This is a genomic window from Streptomyces sp. NPDC048111 (assembly GCF_043202815.1).
GTDB lineage: Bacteria > Actinomycetota > Actinomycetes > Streptomycetales > Streptomycetaceae > Streptomyces.
Map to the genome: position 1 here is coordinate 22,251 of NZ_JBIDBD010000024.1, position 13,519 is coordinate 35,769.

The window sequence follows — 13,519 nt, forward strand, 5'->3', positions numbered from 1 at the left end:
CATCCCTCGGGATCGCTTCCTCCATTGCGCCCGCTCCGGAATTCTGCGTGCGCCCGGATTCTGGACGAGGTCTTCCGCTGAGCGGTGTCCGCTCGCTACTGTCCCCGCCATGCAAACGCCCCGTGGCAGCGTCGCCCCGGAGCGCAGCCGGTGTTTTGGCCTCGCCGGCGGGCTCTGCGCGCGATGCCGACGGGACCGGTGCCGCGAACCACGTGAGAGTGCCGCCGCGACTCACCACTGAAGGAGTGGGTGTCGTGACCGCGGAGACCTCCCAGACGCTCGACCGGGGACTACGCGTCCTCAAGCTGCTCGCCGACACCGATCACGGTCTGACGGTCACCGAGTTGTCCAACAAACTCGGCGTCAACCGGACGGTCGTCTACCGTCTGCTCGCGACCCTGGAACAGCACGCCCTGGTACGCCGTGACCTCGGCGGCCGGGCCCGGGTCGGGCTCGGGGTGCTGCGCCTGGGCCGCCAGGTGCACCCCCTGGTCCGCGAGGCCGCGCTGCCCGCGCTGCGCTCGCTCGCCGAGGACATCGGCGCGACCGCCCACCTCACCCTCGTCGACGGCTCCGACGCCCTCGCGGTCGCCGTGGTCGAACCGACCTGGACCGACTACCACGTCGCCTACCGGGCCGGCTTCCGCCACCCCCTCGACAAGGGTGCGGCCGGCCGGGCGATCCTCGCCGCCCGCCAGTCCGGCGGCCTGGCCGAGCCCGGATTCACCCTCACTCACGGCGAGTTGGAGGCCGGGGCGAGCGGAGCGGCGGCCCCCCTGGTCGGGGTGACCGGCATAGAGGGCAGCGTGGGCGTGGTGATGCTGGCCGACGCGGTGCCGGAGCGGGTCGGGCCCCGGGTCGTGGACGCGGCGAAGGAGGTCGCCGACGCCCTGCGCTGAGCGGGCCTGCCCGCGGTGCCGGGCCGCGCGCCGCTCCGGCACCGGGGTTCGGGGGCGTCCGGGGCGTCCGGGTGCGTGCGGATAGATTGGAGCCGTGCTCACTCGTCACCCCCGCCTCCGCAATCTCGCCATCGGCGCCGCACCGGTCGTCGCGCTGCTCGCCGTCGCCTGCCTCGCGCCGCTGCCGTTCGCGGTGGCGCAGCCGGGGCCGACCGCGAACGTGCTCGGGGACGACGAGGGCAAACCGGTGATCACCATCTCCGGTGCGCCCACCCGCCCCACCACCGGGCAGCTGCGGATGACCACCATCGTGGCCACCGGGCCCGACGCGGACGTCGGCATCTCCGACGTCGTCGACGGCTGGTTCCGCACCGACCGCGCGGTGATGCCGATCGACTCGGTCTATCCGGGCGGCGGCAGCGAGCAGGAGATCACCGAGCACAACCAGGCCCAGATGAAGCAGTCCCAGGACGCCGCCTCCATCGCGGCCCTCGGCTACCTCGGTCTCAGCCCCGACAAGGTGAAGGTCGATCTGCACCTCGCGGACGTCGGCGGCCCGAGCGCGGGCCTGCTGTTCACGCTCGGCATCATCGACAAGCTCAACGGAAACGGCTCCGGCGGCGATCTGACCGGCGGCCGCACCATCGCCGGTACGGGGACGATCACGGACGGCGGGGACGTCGGCGCGGTCGGCGGGGTCGCGCTCAAGACGCAGGCCGCCGCCCGGGACGGCGCCACCGTCTTCCTCGTGCCGAAGGGGGAGTGCTCGGACGCGCAGTCCGAACTGCCCAAGGGCCTGCGCCTGATCCCGGTGACTACGCTGAAGGGTGCGGTGTCCGCGCTCCAGGCGCTGCAGAAGGGCGACCGGGTCCCGTCCTGCTGAGCGCGCCCGGATCCATGTCCTTCCAGGCGGGGAACACCAGCGGGCTCAGCGTCGCGAGCAGATACACCCCGCCGACCGCGAGCAGCGCCCCGCGCAGCCCCACCCCCTCCACCAGGAACCCGGCCGCCAGCCCGCCGAGCGGCATCGCCAGCTCGCAGCCCGCCGTGAGCACCCCGGCGACCCGGCTGCGCAGCGCGTCCGGCACCTTCTCGTAGATCACCGTCGTCAGGATCGGGTTGAGCGCGCCGCTCGCCAGGCCCGCCACCACCATGGTCACCGCGAGCGGCGCCGTGGTGCCGGTCAGCGCCGCCACCGCGTACCGGGGCGCCCCGCACAGGAGCACGCACACCGAGAACACCGTACGGCGCGAGAAGCGGTGGCCGACGAGCCCGTACAGGAGGGCTCCGGACAGGCCGCCGGCCCCGAACAGGGCCGCGAGCAGGCCGAGTTGGGAGGCGCCACCCAGGTCGCGCTCGGCGTGCACGGGCAGCAGCACCGCGGTCCAGCCCTGGTCGGTGCCGTTCATCAGCATCACCATCGCGACCACCGCGAGGAGCAGCCGGGTACGCGCCAAGTAGCCGTATCCCTCGGCGAGTTCGGCCCGGTAGCGGCGCAGCGAGACCGGCGGGTCGTCGCGCCGGGGCCGGGCCTCGCCGACCCCGCGCAGGCCGGCCGCGACGAGGGCGGCCGAGACGGCGAAGGTCGCCGCGTCGATGAGCAGGACGTTCCCGGCGCCGGTGAGCGCGATGAGCACACCCGCCAGGGTCGCACCGGTCATCCGGGCGCCCCGGGCCACCGCGTCGTAGACGCTCGCGGCCCGCGCCAAGGTGGTGCCCGAGTGCCGGGCGAGGTCCGGCAGCAGGACGTAGCGGGCGGTGACGCCCGGGGTGTGGGCCAGCCCGCCCAGCGCCATCAGGGCGCACAGCAGCCAGAACGCGAGGAGCCCCGCCTGGTGCAGGACCGGGACGGCGGCGACCGCCAGGCCGCACACCACGTCGGAGCCGACCGAGACCCGGCGGCGCCCCAGGCGGTCGATGACCGGGCCGCCGATCAGGGCCGCAACGACGATCGGCAGCGTCGCGCAGAAGGCCACCACGCCGGCCCGGCCGGCGCTGCCCGTCGTCTCCAGTACGAACCACGGCACCCCGATCAGGGTGAGTGAACTGCCGCTGGCGGACACGGCGTTGGCGGCCAGGACGGCCACGAGCGGGCTCCTGCCCGGCTGTCCCCCCGGCCCGCTCATGCGAGGCGGGCCCGCGGCTGCGACCCCTGACGCGTGAGGCGGAGCCCCAACTCGACGAGTATCCAGCCCAGTCGTATGCGCAGCCGGTGCTCGCTCGGGCCCGCGAGACGGGCCTCGGCCGCCAGTTCGGCGGTGCGCAGGTGGTGCAGCATGAGGTGGGTGTCGCTGTGCATGGTGCGGGTCCCTTCGGCCGGGCGGGTGTCAGCGGGTCGGGTGCCAGTGGGTCGGGTGTCAGCGGGTCGGGCGCCACTGGGTGGGGTGCGGGCGGGCGCGGTCGTGCTGTACGGCTCAGGCGGGCGGGTTGGCGCGCGGGAAGGAGTGCAGGTGGACCCGGACCTGCGCGGCCTTCGCGTCGTCCGACGGGTCGGGGGCCGCGGTGCGGTAGGTCTCGACCACGGCGTGCAACTTCTCGTTCAGCTCGTGCAGTTGGGACGCGGTGAGCTTCAGCGTGAAGTCGCTCAGGTCGCCGCTGGTGGACCAGGGCTCCGACCAGTCGTGCCGGGTGGCGAGCCAGGTCGACAGCTCCTGGGTGTGGATGCCGGCGATCTCGTGCAGGAAGAGGTCGGCGGCGCCGCGCACCTCCGGGTCGGTGCTGGTGTGCAGGTCGTCGGCGAACGACGTGCCGTTGTGCACGGCCTTCCACCAGCGTTCACGGCCCTTGCCGCGCCCCGGGTCGTCCTCGACGAAGCCGTGGGCGGCGAGCTGGCGCAGGTGGTAGCTGGTCGCCCCGCTCGACTCGGCGAGCCGCTCGCCCAGCCGGGAGGCGGTGGCGGGTCCGTCGTGGCGCAGTGACTTCAGGATGCGGATGCGCAGGGGATGGGCGAGGCCGCGCAGGGAGCGGGCGTCGAGGATGCGCTCCCCGGCCGCGTTCTCGGCGGGCTGCTTGTTCTCGGGCATGTTCCAAAGATAGCTATGCAAAGAGAGTCTTGCAACGCTTTCTTTGCATCGACTTCTTTGCGTCGGTGCGGCCGAGCTGGTCCGGGGCCACCGGAGCCCGGGATGCCAACGCCTCACCCCTTCCTGATGAAGCCCTCCGCCACCAGCCAGTCGAGCGCCACGTCGTGCGGGTCCCGGCCCTCCACGTCGACCTTGGCGTTCAGGTCCCGGGCGACCTGGGTGGTCAGTTTCGCGCTGACCGGGTCCAACATCCCCGCGATCGCGGGGTACTTCGCGTAGGTCCTGCTGTGCAGCTCGGGCGCCGCGTTGTAGTTGGGGAAGAAGTGCTTGTCGTCCTCCACGGTGTCCAGGTCCATCGCCTTGATGCGGCCGTCGGTGGTGAACACCTCGCCCAGCAGGCAGGAGTTGGACTTGGAGACCTGGGTGTAGATGATCCCGGCGTCCATCTTCTGGATGCGGGACGACGGGACGGACATCCCGTACGCCTTCTCCATGCCGGGCAGCCCGTCCTCGCGCGAGGCGAACTCGTTCTCCACGCAGATCGTCACCGCCGAGGGGTCCTTCTTCGCGAGCGCGGCCACGTCCGAGAGCGTCCTGAGGTGGTACTTGGCGTTGTTGGCCCGGCTGATGCCCAGCGAGTACGTGTTGTCCAGGGTCGACTTGGGGAGCCAGGTCACGCCGTTCTTGAGGTCGGCGTCGCGCACCGCCTGCCACTGCGCCTGCGGGTTCACGATGGGCTTGCTGTGTCCCAGGTAGGTGATCCACGCCGTGCCCGTGTACTCGTACATCGCGTCGGCGTCGCCCTGCACGATCGCCTCGCGGGCGCTGATCGAGCCGGGCAGGTTCGTCCGGTCGAGCACCTCGGCGCCGGCCGCCTTGAAGACCAGGCCGATCATCTGGCCCAGGATGATGTTCTCGCTGAAGTTCTTCGAGGTGACCGTCAGGGACGCGCCCTTGAGCGGCAGGCCCTTGCCGACCGAGCCCGGCACCACGTCGTCCACCATCGGGGAACCGGACTTGAGCCCGCAGCCGGACAGCGCGGCGAGCAGGGCGAGCGCGCCGCCGGCGGCGGCCAGGACCGTACGGGGACGCCGCATCACTCCACCTCCAGGCCGCGCGGGGTCAGCGCCACCTCGGCCAGCGAGGCCAGCCAGTCCACCACCAGGGCGAGCGCCACCGTCAGGATCGAGCCGATCACCAGGACCGGCATGCGCTGGGTCTGGATGCCCGAGGTGATCAGGTCGCCGAGCCCGCCTCCGCCACCGAACGTGGCCAGCGTGGCGGTGCCGACGTTCAGGACGAGCGCGGTGCGCACGCCCGCGAGGATCAGCGGCACCGCGAGCGGCAGCTCGACCTTGCCCAGGGTGCCCGGCGCCGACATGCCGATGCCCCGGGCCGCCTCCACCAGCTGGGGGTCGATGGCGCGCAGCCCGGCCACCGTGTTGGAGAGCACCGGGAGCACCGCGTAGATCACCATGCCGACCATCGCGGTGCCGGGCCCGATGCCGAGCCAGATCACGAGCAGCGCCAGCAGGCCGATGGCCGGGGTGGCCTGGCCGATGTTGGCGATCGCGGTCACCACCGGGGCCGCCCGGCTCACCCCGCGCCGGGTCAGCGCGATGCCCAGCGGAATCGCGATGATCAGCACCCAGAACGTGGAGATCGCGGTCAGCCGCACGTGCTGCCACAGCCGCAGCTGGACGTTGCCGTGGTCGAGGGAGTTCTTCGCGATGGCGTCCAGATGGACATGGGTGATCCAGACGTAGGTGATCACCAGGACCACCGCGACCACCAGGGGCAGGACCACCAGCTTCTGCCAGGTGATGCGGCGGGCCGGCCTGCCCGGCGCGGGGCTCGCGGGCTCCGGTGGCTCGGCGAGCGGATCCTCCAGCTCGTCACGGAAGGCATGGCCCTTGACCTCGTGCTCGCCCGGCGGACGATCGGCTCCGGTGGAACTCCTGGGCGTCATGACTCCTCCGCACCGCCCTCCAGCTCCTGTTCGGTCTGGTGGTGGCGGAGCTCTTCGAGGGAGTGCTGGTGCTCCATGGCGGCCAGCCGGTCGGCCTCCAGGAGTTCGTGCACCGAGTTCATCAGCGTCTCCATGTCGACGACGCCGATGTACTCGCCGCGCCGCCCGGTCACCGCGACCCGGCCGCCGGAGTCGGTGAGCACCGCCTCCAGGGCGTCGTGCAGCGTGGCGTCCCGGGTCACGGTGTCGTGCACCAGCTGACCGGCCCGGGCCAGCGAGCCCTTGGCGCGCATGAGGTCGCCGCGCCGCAGCCACTTGTATGGGCGGTTCCTGCGGTCCAGCATGAGCAGCTCGTTGTGCGGGACGCTGCGCAGCTTGTTGAAGATCGACTGGAGCGGGTCGTCGACCGTGACCGTGGGGAACTCGGCCATCTCCACGTCCCGTACGCGGGTGAGGTTGAGCCGCTTGAGCGCGGCGCCCGCGCCCACGAAGCCGGAGACGAAGTCGTCGGCCGGGTTGGTGAGGATGGCCTCGGGGGTGTCGAACTGGGCGATGTGCGAGTGCTCGCGCAGCACCGCGATCCGGTCGCCCAGTTTGATCGCCTCGTCGAAGTCGTGGGTGACGAAGACGATCGTCTTGTGCAGCTCGTGCTGGAGGCGGATCAGCTCGTCCTGGAGGTGGTCGCGGGTGATCGGGTCGACCGCGCCGAACGGCTCGTCCATCAGGAGCACCGGTGGATCGGCCGCCAACGCCCGTGCCACGCCCACCCGTTGCTGCTGCCCGCCGGAGAGTTGACGGGGGTAGCGGCCGTGGAACTCGCGCGGGTCGAGCCCGACCAGGTCGAGCATCTCCTCGACCCGGTCCTTCACCCTCGCCTTGGACCAGCCGATCATCTTCGGCACCAGCGCGATGTTCTCGGCGACCGTCATGTGCGGGAAGAGCCCGGAGGACTGGATCGCGTACCCGACCTTGCGGCGCAGCTTCACCGGGTCGATGTCGGTGACGTCCTCGTCGTTGATCCGGATGCGGCCGGACGTCGGCTCGATCAGCCGGTTGATCATCTTGAGGGTGGTGGACTTCCCGCAGCCCGAGGGGCCCACGAAGATCACGGTCTCGCCCGCCTTGATCTCCATGGTGACCCCGTCCACCGACGGGGTGGAGTTGCCCGGGTAGCGCTTGGTGAGGTTCTCCAGATGGATGGAGGCGCCCGAGGCGGCGGCCCGGTCCGTCCCGGACGCGGCCTGTCGGGACCCGGACCTCTCGGACCCGGAGTGCGCGGACTCGGACCGCCCGGACCCGGAGTGCGCGGACTCGGACACGGATCGCTCAGACACGGATCCCCCTCGGGATGGTGAGTCGGCCGATCAGGACGTACGCCGCGTCGAAGAGCAGGGCGAGCACCACGATGCCGAGGGTGCCCGCGAGCACCTGGTTGATGGCGTTGGCGCTGCCGAGCGAGGCGATGCCGCGGAAGATCTCGTTGCCGAGCCCCGGACCCGAGGCGTACGCCGCGATGGCCGCGATGCCCATCAGCATCTGCGTGGAGACCCGGATGCCGGTCAGGATCGGGGGCCAGGCCAGCGGCAGTTCGACCCGCAGCAGCCGGGCGGCGCGCGACATCCCGATGCCCTTGGCCGCGTCCACGAGCGAGGGGTCCACCCCGCGCAGCCCCACGATCGAGTTGCGCACGATCGGGAGCAGCCCGTACAGCGTCAGGGTCACCACGGTGGGCGCGACGCCGAGGCCGACCAGCGGGATCAGCAGACCGATCATGGCGAGCGAGGGGATGGTGAGGATCGACGAGGTGGTGGTGATGGCCAGGCTCGCGGCCCAGCCGCTGCGATAGGTCACCACGCCGATCAGGACACCGAGCAGGGCCGCGATCACCATGCACTGGAACACCGCGCTCGCGTGTTGGTAGGCATCGGTGAGCAGCTGCTGGTGTCTGCTGGACAGGTAGTCCCAGAAGCCCACGCGCTCACCCCTGTTCGTTCCGCGGTCAGCCACCGCCGGGTACGGGGTCCTGAGCCGCCTGCTCCACCAGCGGGATGATCCGCAGCGGGACCGGGTTCTCCATGACGATCGCCGTCGCGGCCCGGACGATGCCATCAAAACCGACGACGCGGTCGATCACCCGCTGGAGATCGGCGTTGGAGCGGGCCACCAGACGACACAGCATGTCGCCCTGGCCGGTGGTGGTGTGCAGTTCGAGGACCTCCGGCACGGACGCCAAGTGGGCCCGTACGTCGGCGCCCTGGCCCTGTTTGATCTCCAACGTGGCGAAGGCGGTCACGGGGTAGCCGAGCGCCGCCGGGTCGACATCGGGACCGAGGCCCCGGATGACTCCATTCGACTGAAGCCGGTCGAGCCGCGCCTGTACGGTGCCGCGCGCCACCCCCAGCCGCCGGGACGCCTCCAGGACCCCGATCCGGGGCTCACGGGCGAGCAGCACGATCAGCCGCCCGTCCAGATGATCGATCGCCATGGCCGCCTCCCGATGGTCATCATGTACAGATCGCCCGCTCATCTTGGCGTCCCACTGCACAGATTGCCCAGTGAATGCGCGAACTATTGCGCAGCTTGCGGCACGGAGGGACTCTCCTCGCATGACTGAGACCCTGGATCAGACCCCCGGAACCGCGCGGCAGGCCGACCCCTTCCCGGTGAAGGGCATGGACGCGGTCGTCTTCGCCGTGGGCAACGCCAAGCAGGCCGCGCACTACTACTCGACGGCCTTCGGCATGAAGCTGGTCGCCTACTCCGGACCGGAGAACGGCAGCCGCGAGACCGCCAGCTACGTCCTGACCAGCGGCGCGGCGCGGTTCGTCTTCACCTCCGTCATCAAGGCCGGCTCCGACCGGGGCCGCTTCCTCGCCGAGCACGTCGCCGAGCACGGCGACGGTGTGGTGGACCTCGCCATCGAGGTGCCGGACGCGCGCGCCGCGTACAAGTACGCCACCGAGCACGGCGCCACCGGCATCGAGGAGCCGCACGAGGTCAGCGACGAGCACGGCACCGTGGTCCTCGCCGCCATCGCCACGTACGGCAAGACCCGGCACACCCTGGTCGAGCGCACCGACTACACCGGCCCCTACCTGCCGGGCTTCGTCGAGGCCGCGCCGATGGTCGAGACTCCGAAGAGGTTCTTCCAGGCGATCGACCACTGTGTCGGCAACGTCGAGCTCGGCAAGATGAACGAGTGGGTGGCGTTCTACAACAACGTCATGGGCTTCACCAACATGAAGGAGTTCGTGGGCGACGACATCGCCACCGAGTACTCCGCGCTCATGTCGAAGGTCGTCGCCGACGGCACCCTGAAGGTGAAGTTCCCGCTCAACGAGCCGGCCATCGCCAAGAAGAAGTCGCAGATCGACGAGTACCTGGAGTTCTACGGCGGCCCCGGCGTCCAGCACATCGCGCTCGCCACCAACGACATCGTCGCCTCGGTGCGGGCCATGCGGGCCGCGGGCGTCCAGTTCCTCGACACCCCCGACTCCTACTACGACACCCTCGGCGAGTGGGCCGGTGAGACCAGGGTGCCGGTCGAGACGCTGCGCGAGCTGAAGATCCTGGTCGACCGCGACGAGGACGGCTACCTCCTGCAGATCTTCACCAAGCCGGTGCAGGACCGCCCGACGGTCTTCTTCGAAATGATCGAGCGGCACGGTTCGATGGGCTTCGGCAAGGGCAACTTCAAGGCCCTGTTCGAGGCGATCGAGCGCGAGCAGGAGCGTCGCGGCAACCTCTGACCTGCAACTGCTCACGCCCGTACGGTAATTGAGTTACCGTCATGAGTCTGCGGCCCCACGGACCTGACCCGTGGGGCCGCGGCCTTGGCCGGCCCGCGGTGCGCGGGTCAGCCGCGCTTGGCGGGCCCCGTGGTCCTCGCGGGCCGGGGCTTGGCCGGCCGCTTGCTGCCCTGGCCCGACTGGCCCGACTGGCCCGACGACTGCGGGGACGCGCCGGACGACGTGGAGCCGCCGCCCCCGCCCCCGCCCCCGCCGTCGCCCCCGGAGCCCGAGCCCACCTGCGCGGCGGACGCCACATGCCCGTACATGTCCTTCGGCCCGCCCTCCGGCGGCTCGCCGAGCGCGGCGAGCTCCTCCTTCGCCTTCGGCGCGAACACCGGCGAGAAGTGCGGATTGGTGCGCAGCGCGTCCTGGAGGTGCCGGCGCGCCGCGCCCGGCTGGCCCAACTCCCGCTCGATGGTGCCCTGGTGGTAGGCGAACAGGGGGTTGCGCACCCCGGAGTCGGTCGCCTTGCGCACATGCGCGAGCGCCTGGTCCGCTGACTCACCCGCCCGGTACATCGCCCAGCCGAGCGCGTCCTCGGCCTCGGCGCTCGGATGCGCCTTCCACTCGGCGTCGAGCCGGTCCACCGCGGCGGGCGCCGCCCCGTGGTCCGCCTCGAACCGGCCGAGCACCAGGGCGTCGTCCACCCCGTTCGCACCGTCGCGCGCGGCCAGGTCGCGCAGCTTGTCGAACCAGATGCGCGCATCGCCGTCCAGGCCCTGCGACTCGTACAACTCGCCCAGTTCCAGCAGGTATTCGGGCCGCGGCAGCACCGCGACGGCCGCCGCGTAGTCCCGCTGGGCGTCGGCCGTGCGACCCAGGGCCGCCTTGGCCCTGGCCCGGCCGGCCAGCGCCGCGTGCGCGCCCGGATCCGTGCGCAGCGCCGCCTCGTACCGCGCGAGGGCCCCCTCCGGCTCGCCCCGCTCCCACGCCAGATCGCCCGCGCCGCTCAGGGCCGCCGCCTTCTGCACGGGCGAGCCGGCGTGCGCGACCGCCTCGTCCAGGGCCACCGATGCGTCCTCGCGCCAGCCGCGCGCCCGGTAGACCTCGGCGGCCCGGGTCAACGCCGTTGAGCCCTCCTGGAGTTCGAGGAGCTTCTCGACGGCCTTCGCGGCGCCCTTCGCGTCCCCGAGCCCGCTGTACGCCTCGATCAGCGGCGGGTACAGCGTCCACCGGCCGGCCGCGCGGGCCCGTACGGACTCGGCCAGGGTGCGCGCCGCCGCGTAGTCGTGCCGGGCGTTGGCGAGGGCCGCCAGACCGATCTCCGCGTCCGCGTTGTCCTTCGGGCGCACCTGGAGCGAACGCCGCAGCGCCGCCTCGGCGCGCGGGTAGAACGAGGAGTCGGCGCCGCGCAGGCCCCGCTCCACATAGGCCGAGCCGAGCACCGCCCACGACGCGTCGTCCGTGGGATGGGTGCGCACCCAGGCGGCGCGGTCCGTGATCAGCGCCGTCACATCGGCCACCGAGGCGGGCGCGCCCGCCGTCACCGCCGACAGGGCGCGGGCGGCCGGTCCCGGCGCGGGCGGCGGGAGCTTCGGCCCCCGGTCCTCCGGCATGATCAGCCACACCCCGCCGACCAGCACCCCGGCCGCGAGCGCCACCAGCACGGCCCGCCTCAGGGAGGTCCGCCGCCTGGGCCGCGGCGAGGTCCCCCGGGCCGCGGCCGAGGCCGAAAGCCACGCCGCCCGCCGGGCCGCGTCCGCATCCTGTTCGGTCTTCGCGATCTCCATGGCGCTCACTGTGCGTCAATACGAAGAGCGCACCCCGCCCCTCCCGACCGACCGGGGAAAGGGTTCACACCGATGGCCCCCGGGTGCCAGGCTGAGACCATGGACGATCTTCTCGTACGGCTGCGTGAGCGCCTTCCGGCGGACGCCGTGATCACCGACCCCGACATCACCGCCTCCTACGCCCACGACATGGCGAGCTTCTGCACGGCGGGCAGCCCGGCCGTGGTGGTGCTGCCCCGCACCGTCGAGGAGGTCCAGCACGTCATGCGCACGGCGACCGCGCTGCGGGTGCCCGTCGTGCCCCAGGGCGCGCGCACCGGGCTCTCCGGCGGGGCCAACGCGAGCGAGGGCTGCATCGTCCTGTCCCTGGTCAGGATGGACCGGATCCTGGAGATCAGCCCGGTGGACCGGATCGCGGTCGTGGAGCCCGGCGTCGTCAACGCCGTGCTGTCCCGCGCGGTCCACGAGCACGGCCTCTACTACCCGCCGGATCCCTCCAGTTGGGAGATGTGCACCATCGGCGGGAACATCGGCACCGCCTCCGGCGGCCTGTGCTGCGTGAAGTACGGGGTGACCGCCGAGTACGTCCTCGGCCTGGAGGTCGTGCTCGCCGACGGACGGCTGATGAGCACCGGCCGGCGCACCGCCAAGGGCGTCGCCGGATACGACCTGACCCGGCTGTTCGTGGGCTCCGAGGGCAGCCTCGGCATCGTTGTCAAAGCGGTGCTCGCGCTGCGTCCCGCACCCCCGCCGCAGCTCGCGCTCGCCGCGGAGTTCGCCTCCGCCGCGGCGGCCTGCGAGGCCGTCGTACGCATCATGGAGCGCGGGCACACGCCCTCGCTCCTGGAACTCATGGACCGCACGACCATCCAGGCCGTCAACCGCATGGCCCACATGGGCCTGCCCGACAGCACCGAGGCGCTGCTGCTCGCCGCCTTCGACACGCCCGATCCGGCCGCCGACCTCGCCGTCGTGGCTGAGCTGTGCACCGCCGCGGGCGCGACCCAGGTCGTCCCGGCCGAGGACGCCGCCGAGTCCGAACTGCTGCTCCAGGCACGCCGGTTGTCCCTCACGGCCCTGGAGACGATCAAGTCCGCCACGATGATCGACGACGTGTGCGTGCCGCGTTCGCGGCTCGCCGCGATGCTCGACGGCACCTCCGCCATCGCCGCCAAGTACGACCTGACCATCGGCGTCTGCGCCCACGCGGGCGACGGCAACACCCACCCCGTGGTCTGCTTCGACGCCGCCGACGAGGACGAGTCGCGGCGCGCCCGCGAGTCGTTCGACGAGATCATGGCGCTCGGTCTCGAACTGGGCGGCACCATCACCGGCGAACACGGAGTCGGCGTCCTGAAGAAGGAGTGGCTGGCCCGCGAGCTCGGCCCGGTGGGCGTCGAGATGCAGCGCGCGGTCAAGCACGCCTTCGACCCGCTGGGTCTGCTCAACCCCGGCAAGCTGTTCTGAGCCCGCGCCCTCACGCCCCCTCCTCGGGCCGGGACTCGTCCGAGGGCCAGGGGTCGCGCAGCCACAGGTCGTCGGCCCCGGCCCGGCCCGCGGTGGCGAGCAGCTCGGCGAGGCCGTCGTCGATGCCGAGCTGCTCGGTCTCCGAGCCCGGCGGCACCGCGCGCAGCGTCCGCTCCAGCCACGCCGAGACCTGGGCCGCGGGCGCTTCGAGCAGCGCGTCGCCGTCGGGGGAGCTGAGCGCCATCAGGATCACGCTGCGGCCCTCCACCTTCGTCGGCCAGATCCGCACGTCCCCGTGCCCGCACGGCCTGAACACCCCCTCGACCAGGAGCTCGCGGGCGAACGTCCAGTGCACCGGGGTGTCGGACCCGATGTGGAAGATGATGTGCACGGCGTACGGGTCGCCGGTGCGATAGGTGAGCCGGGCCGGCACCGGGATGCTGCGCTCGGGCGACAGCACCAGCTTGAGTTCCAGCTCGCGTTCCACGACGGCGTTCATGGGGCCTCTTCTCTTCCTGTACGACGGCGTCAGGTACGTGTACGTGCCTGCGGTACGCGGCCCCTGGAGGGGCCGTACAGGGTGAGAGCGCGTTCCCGCGCCGCCATTACGCGACTTCGGGAAGATTTTTCAGCGGGTGCC

General features: G+C 71.9%; 14 protein-coding genes. 4 read left to right on the forward strand and 10 right to left on the reverse strand.

Features of this window, described 5'->3' with window-relative positions; genetic code table 11:
* The first annotated feature begins 254 nt into the window (after window positions 1–254).
* Window positions 255–899: an IclR family transcriptional regulator gene (locus ACGF3I_RS27720; RefSeq protein WP_393136586.1), complete on the forward strand. Its 645-nt coding sequence runs from the start codon at window positions 255–257 to the stop codon at window positions 897–899.
* Window positions 900–993: 94 nt separating this feature from the next.
* Window positions 994–1,782, forward strand: coding sequence for a S16 family serine protease (locus ACGF3I_RS27725; protein ID WP_393136588.1), 789 nt, complete (start codon window positions 994–996; stop codon window positions 1,780–1,782).
* Here ACGF3I_RS27725 and ACGF3I_RS27730 read toward each other — a convergent pair.
* The 8 genes from ACGF3I_RS27730 to ACGF3I_RS27765 form a co-directional block, all read right to left on the reverse strand.
* On the reverse strand, window positions 1,715–3,025 hold the full coding sequence (locus tag ACGF3I_RS27730) for an MFS transporter (RefSeq protein WP_393136590.1): 1,311 nt from the start codon (window positions 3,023–3,025) through the stop codon (window positions 1,715–1,717). The genes ACGF3I_RS27725 and ACGF3I_RS27730 overlap by 68 nt on opposite strands.
* Entirely contained in the window at window positions 3,022–3,198 is a 177-nt protein-coding gene (locus ACGF3I_RS27735; RefSeq protein ID WP_393136592.1) for a hypothetical protein, read from the reverse strand. Before ACGF3I_RS27735 ends, ACGF3I_RS27730 begins: the two co-directional genes overlap by 4 nt.
* A gap of 115 nt (window positions 3,199–3,313) precedes the next feature.
* Window positions 3,314–3,922 carry an ArsR/SmtB family transcription factor gene (locus tag ACGF3I_RS27740; protein WP_393136593.1) on the reverse strand — a complete coding sequence of 203 codons (609 nt, stop codon included), beginning with the start codon at window positions 3,920–3,922 and terminating at the stop codon, window positions 3,314–3,316.
* Window positions 3,923–4,035: 113 nt separating this feature from the next.
* The gene (locus ACGF3I_RS27745; RefSeq protein WP_393136595.1) at window positions 4,036–5,019 is read right to left on the reverse strand and encodes a glycine betaine ABC transporter substrate-binding protein; all 984 of its coding nucleotides are present in this window, start codon (window positions 5,017–5,019) and stop codon (window positions 4,036–4,038) included.
* Window positions 5,019–5,891 (reverse strand): ABC transporter permease, encoded by an 873-nt coding sequence (locus ACGF3I_RS27750; RefSeq protein WP_393136597.1) that lies wholly within the window; start codon window positions 5,889–5,891, stop codon window positions 5,019–5,021. The genes ACGF3I_RS27745 and ACGF3I_RS27750 overlap by 1 nt, the downstream gene beginning before the upstream one ends.
* Window positions 5,888–7,090 (reverse strand): ABC transporter ATP-binding protein, encoded by a 1,203-nt coding sequence (locus ACGF3I_RS27755; RefSeq protein WP_393136734.1) that lies wholly within the window; start codon window positions 7,088–7,090, stop codon window positions 5,888–5,890. Before ACGF3I_RS27755 ends, ACGF3I_RS27750 begins: the two co-directional genes overlap by 4 nt.
* A 127-nt stretch (window positions 7,091–7,217) precedes the next feature.
* Window positions 7,218–7,865 carry an ABC transporter permease gene (locus tag ACGF3I_RS27760; protein ID WP_393136599.1) on the reverse strand — a complete coding sequence of 216 codons (648 nt, stop codon included), beginning with the start codon at window positions 7,863–7,865 and terminating at the stop codon, window positions 7,218–7,220.
* 25 nt (window positions 7,866–7,890) lie between these two features.
* On the reverse strand, window positions 7,891–8,376 hold the full coding sequence (locus ACGF3I_RS27765; RefSeq protein WP_393136601.1) for an Lrp/AsnC family transcriptional regulator: 486 nt from the start codon (window positions 8,374–8,376) through the stop codon (window positions 7,891–7,893).
* Between the two features lie 121 nt (window positions 8,377–8,497).
* Between ACGF3I_RS27765 and hppD the strand changes: the two genes are divergently transcribed.
* Window positions 8,498–9,640, forward strand: coding sequence for a 4-hydroxyphenylpyruvate dioxygenase (gene hppD / locus ACGF3I_RS27770; protein ID WP_393136603.1), 1,143 nt, complete (start codon window positions 8,498–8,500; stop codon window positions 9,638–9,640).
* A 107-nt stretch (window positions 9,641–9,747) separates the two neighbouring features.
* Here the strand turns inward: hppD and ACGF3I_RS27775 are convergent, their stop codons facing one another.
* Window positions 9,748–11,412, reverse strand: coding sequence for a tetratricopeptide repeat protein (locus ACGF3I_RS27775; RefSeq protein ID WP_393136605.1), 1,665 nt, complete (start codon window positions 11,410–11,412; stop codon window positions 9,748–9,750).
* A gap of 99 nt (window positions 11,413–11,511) precedes the next feature.
* On the opposite strand from ACGF3I_RS27775, the gene ACGF3I_RS27780 reads away from it, so the two are divergent.
* The gene (locus tag ACGF3I_RS27780; protein WP_393136606.1) at window positions 11,512–12,879 is read left to right on the forward strand and encodes an FAD-binding oxidoreductase; all 1,368 of its coding nucleotides are present in this window, start codon (window positions 11,512–11,514) and stop codon (window positions 12,877–12,879) included.
* A 10-nt stretch (window positions 12,880–12,889) separates the two neighbouring features.
* Here the strand turns inward: ACGF3I_RS27780 and ACGF3I_RS27785 are convergent, their stop codons facing one another.
* A complete protein-coding gene (locus ACGF3I_RS27785; protein WP_393136608.1) occupies window positions 12,890–13,378 on the reverse strand; it encodes an SsgA family sporulation/cell division regulator in 489 nt (162 codons plus the stop codon).
* Window positions 13,379–13,519 lie beyond the last annotated feature (141 nt).